This window comes from Cyanobium sp. BA20m-14 (assembly GCF_024346295.1).
The window spans coordinates 1-6692 of record NZ_JAGQCR010000180.1; the positions used below are offsets into that span (position 1 = coordinate 1).

Consider the following 6692-nt stretch of genomic DNA (forward strand, 5'->3'; position numbering starts at 1 on the left):
TAGCCAGCCAACGCCAAGCCACAAAAGCCCGGCGCGAGCGAGACATCAGCCCGAAAGAAAGAACCGACCTCTGGTAGGTCTAAATGTTAATAGGTTTACTGATGTAGAGTTAAAATAGGCTTGATTTCCCATGGCTGACTTTCTTGCCGCCCTGCTCCAACCCGGTGCCCTGACCACCCTGCTGGTGCTAGCGGGGTCAATCGTGCTGTTCGTGACCGGCTGGCTGGCTCCGGAGATCACAGGACTGCTGGCGGCAGCCCTGCTGATCGTTGGCGGCGTGCTCAAGCCCAGCGAGGCGGTGGAGGGCTTCGGCAGCCCTGCCCTTATTACCCTGATGGGTCTTTTTGCGCTCTCCGCTGGCCTGCTTCGCAGCGGCGGTCTGGATCGTCTGCGCGCCCTGATCGGCTCCGACGCGGTGCGCAGCCCCAAGCGCATGATCGCGGTGATGGTGGCGGCGGTCGCTCCGGTATCGGCGTTCGTCCCCAATACCCCGATCGTGGCAAGCCTGTTGCCGGTGGTGGAGGGCTGGTGCCAGCGCCGCGGCATCTCTCCTTCCAAGGTGCTGCTGCCGCTCTCTTTTGCCACTGTGCTGGGCGGCACGATGACCCTGCTGGGCAGTTCGGTGAACCTGCTGGCCAGTGAGGTGAGCAGCAAGCTGGGCTATGGCGCTTTTGGGTTGTTTGACTTCACCCCGATCGGAATAGGGGTATGGCTGGTGGGGAGCTTGGTGATGGTGCTACTGGCTGATCGCTTCCTGCCGGATCGCGGCCGCAATGATGACGATCTGCTCGCCGATCTCTCCAGCAGCGGCTACCTCACCGAGGTGAAGATCCCGGCGGGCTCTGAACTGATCGGCCAGTCGTTGCATGGCAGCCGCCTCCAGCGGCGCTTCGATGTCGACGTGCTGGAGCTGCATCGTGCCAGCGAGCGCTTTCTGCCGCCCCTGGCTGACCGCACTCTGATGCTGGGCGATCGACTGCTACTGCGCTGCAGCCGTGAAGACCTGCTGCGCCTCCAGCAGGAACACACTGTGATTCTCGCTCCGATGCCGGAGGAGCAGATCCTTCCCGATCAGCAAAACAACCAACGCCTGGTTGAGGTTCTGCTGCCCTCCGGCTCCACCCTGGCCGGGGATTGCCTGCGGGATCTGCGCTTCCGCCAGCGCTACAACGTCACGGTGCTGGCCCTGCGACGCGGCAACGCAGTTCTGCGGGAGCGCCTGGGTCGGGCAGCGCTGCGGGAGGGGGATGTGCTGCTGCTGCAGGGCCCGAAGGACGCCATCCGCGGCCTGCAGGCCAACAACGATCTGGTGGTGCTGGAGCAATTGGAAAAGGATCTGCCCACGGTGAGCCGCAAGTGGGTTGCCCTGTTGATCGCCGCACTGGTGCTCCTGCTGCCGAGCCTCGAGATCATTCCCCTGGTGGCGGCGGTGTTGCTCGGCACTGTGGCGATGGTCGCCACTGGATGCCTGCGCCCAGGAGACCTGCAGCGGGCCATCCGGCTCGACGTGATCCTGTTGCTCGGTTCCCTGGGGAGCTTCAGCGTGGCCCTCGAAAAAACAGGTCTGGCCGCCGCCCTGGCCCAGGGATTGCTGGCAGGGCTGCACGACTGGCCGGTGTATGCGGCGCTTCTGGTGGTTTTCCTGTTCACCACCCTGCTCACCGAGGTGATGAGTAACGCCGCCACCGTGGCCATGGTGATTCCGATCGCCGGTCAGCTGGCCCAGGGGCTTGACCAGCCGCCCATGGCATTCATATACGCCGTGCTATTTGGCGCCAGCCAGAGCTTTCTGAGTCCAGTCGGCTACCAGACCAACCTGATGGTGTTCGGCCCAGGCCGCTATCGCTTCCTCGACATCGCCCGCTATGGCTTCCCGCTCACCATCGCCATGACCGTAACGGTGCCCTGGCTGATCTGCCGCTGGTTCGGGCTCTGATCCGTCTGACCTTTTAGCGGGACTAGCCGATCTGCCTGAGGAACTGCTTGCTGCGCTCGTGTTGGGGGTTGCTGAAAAACTGCTCCGGCGGGGCGATCTCCACCACCACCCCCCCATCCATCAGCACAACCCGGTGGGCCACCTGACGGGCAAAGCGCACCTCGTGGGTCACCACCACCATGGTCATGCCGTCCTGGGCCAGGCCCTGCATCACCTCCAGCACCTCCTGCACCATCTCGGGGTCGAGGGCGCTGGTGGGCTCATCGAAGAGCATGACCCGCGGCTCCATGCAGAGCGAACGGGCGATCGCCACCCGCTGCTGCTGGCCGCCGGAGAGCTGGCCCGGATATTTGTGGGCCTGCTCGGCGATGCCCACCCGATCCAGCAGCTCGAGGGCGCGGCGCTGCACCACCTGCTTGGGGAGCTTGCGCACCAGCACCGGCGCCAGGGTGAGGTTTTCGAGCACGCTGAGGTGGGGGAAGAGGTTGAACTGCTGGAACACCATCCCCACCTCGCGGCGCACGGCGTCGATTTGGCGCAGGTCATCACTGAGGGGGATGCCATCCACCTCGATCGAGCCCTGCTGGAAATCCTCCAGGGCGTTGAAAGTGCGCAGGAAGGTGCTCTTGCCGGAACCCGAGGGCCCCATGATCACCACCACCTCGCCCTGGTGCACGGTGAGGTCCACTCCCCGCAGGGCATGGAAGCCATTGGGATACCACTTCTCGACCCCGCGGGCCTCGATCATCACGGCTGCAGGGCTGGTCATCGGGAAGGAGCGAGGTTTGGATTGAGACGGGTTTCAAGGGCCCGGCTGCCCAGTCCCAGGGCGGCGCAGCAGCACCAGAACAGCACCGCCAGCACGAGATAGACCTCCGCATTGCGGCCCAGGAAGGCCGGATTGGCCATCACAGTACGGGCGGTGCCCAACAAGTCCAGCAGACCGATCAGGGAGAGCAAGGTGGTGTCCTGAAGCAGGGAAATAAACTGGCCCACGGTGGCAGGCAGGGCCACCCTCATGGCCTGGGGCAGCACCACGTGGATCTGGGCAAAGGGCATGGACAGCCCCAGGGAGCGGGCCGCCTCCAGTTGGCCCGCCGGTACGGCGGCCAAGCCGGACCGCACAGCTTCGGCCACATAGGCGGCAGCGAAGAAGGTGAGCACCCAGGCCGCCCGCCAGACCCGATCCGGGGCCAGACCGCCGGGCAGCAGAAAGCCGAGGATGTTCTGGCCCAGAAACAGCAAGGTGATCAGCGGGGCGCCGCGGATGAACTCGATGTAGAGCAGCGAGCCCCAGCGCAGTAGGGGCAGGTTGCTGCGCCGCCCCAGGGCCAGCAGCAACCCCAGGGGGAAACACAGCAGGATCGCGAAGGTGGCCATCAGCAGGGTTAGCAGCAGCCCGCCCCAGTCCGAGGGCGCCACCTGCACGAGCCCGAGGCCGCCGCTGATCAGCACCATCCCCACCAGGTAGAGCAGGGGCCAGATCAGCGGAATCAGCCGCCGCACCAGGGGGGGAAGGGCCTGGCCCCAGCGGCCAGCGGCCCAGCGGGCCAACAGCAGCAGGGCGGTGATGGCCCACCAGCGCAGCTGGATGGCCAGGGTTAACTGGAGAGCCAGGGGGCGCCAGAGGCCTAGCAACACCAGAATCGCCGCGGCCCAGCGGTCGTTGCGGGGCCACAGGATGGGGGGAGGTCCGGAGGTACCGGAACGGGGCAATGCTCGCAGCAGGCCCCAGCTGAGCCCGGTGGCAAGGGCCAGCAGGGTGGTGAGCAGCCAGAGGCGCCACTGCTGCTCCAGCGGGTAACGCCCGACCGCAAACAGGGTGCTGTTGGCTCTGATCACCGTCCACTGGGCCTGGAACAGGGCCCACTTAGCCAAGCCCAGGGCCGCGGCCACCAGGAAGCCGAGCAGGGCTATGGAGATGAGGCCATCGATGCGACTGCCAAACAGTTCGCGGCGCAGCCACTGCCAGGGCCCTGGGCGAAGCGTCGCAGGAGGTGCAGGGGCCATCTTCTAGCGCTCCTTGAGTTGCACGAGGCCGTTGAGGCCATTCATCAGGGCTGAGATCACCAGGTCGATCACCAGATAGGAGCCCAGCAGGATCAGCATCACCTCCACGGCCCGGCCGGTCTGGTTGAGGGTGGTTTCCGAGACGGAATAGAGGTCGGTGAAGCCACAGGCCACGGCCAGGGAGGAGTTCTTGGCCAGGGAGATGTACTGGCTGTTGAGACCGGGCACGATCACCCGCAGGGCCTGGGGCAAAACTATGCGCCTCAGGGTCAGCAGGGGGGCGAACCCCAGGGAGCTGGCCGCCTCCCACTGCCCCTTGGGCACCGAAGCAATGCCGCCCCGCACCACCTCAGCGATGAAGGCGGCGGTGTACACCACCAGCCCCGTGAGCAGGGCCCCAAATTCCACGGTGAAGCGCACGGGGGCCTGCCAAACCCCATTCACCAGTTGGGGATCCCCCAGAAACAGCCCAGACTTGGCCAGCACCAGCCCCGGCAGCTGGATCGCATCGGTGCCATTCGGCAGGGCCAGGAACACCACGAAATACCAGAAGATCAGCTGCAGCAGCAGGGGAATATTGCGAATAACCTCCACATACACCCGGGCCAGGCCCCGCAACAGCCCATTGCTGCTGAAGGAAGCAGTGCCGATCAGGGTGCCCAGCACCGTGGCCCCCACCAAGCCTGCAATCACCACCCGCAGGGTGTTGACAAGCCCCGCCAACATTGCTCTCCAGTAGGGAAGGCTGGCATCAAAGGGCAGGATCGTTTCGGCCAGATCGAATCCCGCCGGTTGGCCCAACCAGCTCCAGCTGAGCAGCAGGCCCCGGGCGGTGAGATTGAGCAGCAGGTTGGTGAGCAGGAAGGCCACCACCACTCCCACCGCCAGGGCCACCACCCCCTGGACCAACCAGGGCAGGTAGCGGCGATTGCGCCACCAGGGGGGGGCTGCAGATGGGCTGGTCATGGCAGCGAACCGGAACTCAACGCCCTCACAGGAATGGGGGCGAATACATCAGGCCCCCTTTGAGCCATTGCTGGTTGACACCTCGCTCGAGCTTGAGGGGCGAGCCCTGCCCCACATTGCGCTCAAACACCTCGCCATAGTTCCCCACGGCCTTCACTGTTTTGACAACGAAATCGGCGGGCAGGCCGAGCTGCTTGCCAAGGTCGCCCTCGACACCGAGGAAACGGCGTAGCTGGGCAAGGTTTTTGTTGGCTTTGGCCTCTGCCAGCTTGGCGTCGATGTTGGCGGCGGTGATGCCCATTTCCTCGGCCTGGATAAGGCTGTAGACCACCCAGCGCACGGCATCGGCCCAGGCCGGATCGGCATTGATGGTGGCGGGGTTGAGGGGCTCCTTGCTCAACATGTCGGGGAGCAGGAGGTGCTCGGCGGGGTTGGGGAAGCCGGTTCGCTTGGCCGCCAACTGGGAGCGATCAGAGGTGACAGCCACGCAACGACCCTGCAGATAGGCCGCAAAGGTCTGATCACCCGACTGGAACTTCAGCGGCGTGTAGGTGGCATTGAGCTCCCGCATCCGGTCGGCCAGGTTGAGCTCTGTGGAGGTTCCTGTCTCCACACAGATCGGCTTACCGGCAACGTCCTTGAGGGATTTGATACCGCTGCTGGCGGGCACCAGCACGGCCTGACCGTCAAAGAAGGTGGTGGGGGCAAAGGCAAGAGCATTGCCGCCAGGCGCATCGCGGCTGAGGGTCATGGTGGTGTTGCGGGAGAGCAGATCCACTTCGCCGCTGCCCAGGGCTGCAAAGCGCTCGGAGGAGCTGAGGTCGCGGTAGGTCACCTTGGCGGGATCACCCAGCACCGCAGCCGCCGTGGCCTTGCAGATGTCGACGTCCAGGCCGCTGTAACTACCGTCAGCCCCCACAAAACTGAAGCCCGGCAGCTTGCCGTCCACGCCGCAGTTGAGGGTGCCCCTGCCCTTAATTGCCGCCATCTTCTGGCTCTGGATGCCGCCGCCATCGCCGGCGCAGCCCACCAAGGCCAGGGCGGCGATCAGGGGAATGGCGAATGTAAATCTGGACGGCATCAGGTGTCTTTAGTTGCGGGCAGTTTGCCAGCAGTGGGGGCCCAAGGTTTGTTCAGGCGGGGCGCTGCAGCCGCCAGCGCAGCATCTGCCAGACAAAAAACACCAGCACCAAGGGCAGCACAACCACCAGAACCACAAACCGAAATTCATCTTGGGCCGTGGTCAAGGTCTCGGAGAGCACCTGCTCAGCCAGATAGAGCCCGTAGAGGCCCACCAGGATGCCCCCCTCCAGTCGGGTCACCACCCCCCGGGTCCAGAGGATGGGCAGCAGGGCCAGGGTGGTGAGCACCATCACCGGCAGATCCCGGCTGATCACCGCCGGATCCACCAGCAGCCCCTCGCCGGAGAAGACGCCGCAAACCCCCAGGATCACCAGCTGGTTGAGCAGGTTGCTGCCCACCACGTTGCCGATGGCCAAATCAGCCTTGCCGCGGTACGCCGCCACCAGCGAGGTCACCAGCTCCGGCATGGAGGTGCCGGCTGAAACGATTGTCAGGCCGATCACGGTCTCGGTGACGCCCAGGCCGATGGCCGCCGCAGTGGCGCCCTTGACCAGCACGTCGGATCCCAGCACCAATAGCACCAGTCCGCCAGCCAGCTTGGCGGCAGCCACGGCAGGGGTGGCCCGGTCGCCCTCATCGGAATCGCCCTCTTCATCTGAATATTCGGAGGCGGTGCGCATCTCCCAGATCAGGTTGA

Annotated in this window: 6 protein-coding genes; 1 reads left to right on the forward strand and 5 read right to left on the reverse strand. The window is 65.1% G+C overall.

The window, feature by feature from the left end; genetic code table 11:
* The first annotated feature begins 130 nt into the window (after positions 1-130).
* Complete coding sequence (locus KBZ07_RS14350) at positions 131-1936, forward strand: SLC13 family permease (RefSeq protein WP_254932246.1); 1806 nt, start codon at positions 131-133, stop codon at positions 1934-1936.
* Positions 1937-1958: 22 nt separating this feature from the next.
* On the opposite strand, the gene KBZ07_RS14355 is transcribed toward KBZ07_RS14350, so the two are convergent.
* The 5 genes from KBZ07_RS14355 to KBZ07_RS14375 form a co-directional block, all read right to left on the reverse strand.
* A complete protein-coding gene (locus KBZ07_RS14355; RefSeq protein WP_315860176.1) occupies positions 1959-2705 on the reverse strand; it encodes an amino acid ABC transporter ATP-binding protein in 747 nt (248 codons plus the stop codon).
* Positions 2702-3946, reverse strand: a complete 1245-nt coding sequence (locus KBZ07_RS14360; protein WP_254932247.1) for an amino acid ABC transporter permease — start codon at positions 3944-3946, stop codon at positions 2702-2704. Before KBZ07_RS14360 ends, KBZ07_RS14355 begins: the two co-directional genes overlap by 4 nt.
* 3 nt (positions 3947-3949) lie before the next feature.
* Positions 3950-4912, reverse strand: coding sequence for an ABC transporter permease subunit (locus KBZ07_RS14365; protein ID WP_254932248.1), 963 nt, complete (start codon positions 4910-4912; stop codon positions 3950-3952).
* Positions 4913-4937: 25 nt separating this feature from the next.
* On the reverse strand, positions 4938-5993 hold the full coding sequence (locus tag KBZ07_RS14370; RefSeq protein WP_254932249.1) for an amino acid ABC transporter substrate-binding protein: 1056 nt from the start codon (positions 5991-5993) through the stop codon (positions 4938-4940).
* A gap of 52 nt (positions 5994-6045) precedes the next feature.
* On the reverse strand, positions 6046-6692 hold a 647-nt coding region (locus KBZ07_RS14375), incomplete at its 5' end, for a sodium:calcium antiporter (RefSeq protein ID WP_396124109.1).